The following is a 461-nucleotide window of genomic DNA, read 5'->3' on the forward strand; positions in this document are numbered from 1 at the left end:
CGCCTTGTCGGACACAAAAATAGTCGCCAGCAGAGGTGGATATTAAAGATCAACAAGCCCTAGGTCTGAAATCAATCTGTCATGGAATTGCCACTCAAATGCCATAGTCTGTGAAGCATGATATGGTCTTGCGTTACAATGTTTTAATCATTCCCACAGGCAAACCCAAACGAATTAGGAGCCGGCATGCTACGCCTATACAAAATTGCTCATGGCTTAATTAAGGAAATCAAAGTTGAAGGCGAGGTATTGGGACATCATTTAAAAGAAGCCGACTGGATTGATGCGTTGGAGCCCGATGATGATGAACGCGCATTACTCGCGACCTTGTTCAGTGACGAAGTTCCTGATGTCGATGATGTAGAAGAAATTGAGGCTTCGGCTCGGTGCTTTACCGATCAGGATGGTCTGCATGTGCATTCATTATTTCTGGGGTACTCAGAAGGGCGACATCACACGGT

1 pseudogene is annotated in these 461 nt (G+C 45.6%); it reads left to right on the top strand.

Features of this window, described 5'->3' with window-relative positions:
- Positions 1-186: 186 nt before the first annotated feature.
- Positions 187-461, top strand: a pseudogene (locus tag B3M51_RS04240) (magnesium transporter CorA); the annotation flags it as partial.

Origin of the sequence: Methylophaga sp. UBA2689, from assembly GCA_002354555.1 — a bacterium.
Taxonomy (GTDB): domain Bacteria; phylum Pseudomonadota; class Gammaproteobacteria; order Nitrosococcales; family Methylophagaceae; genus Methylophaga.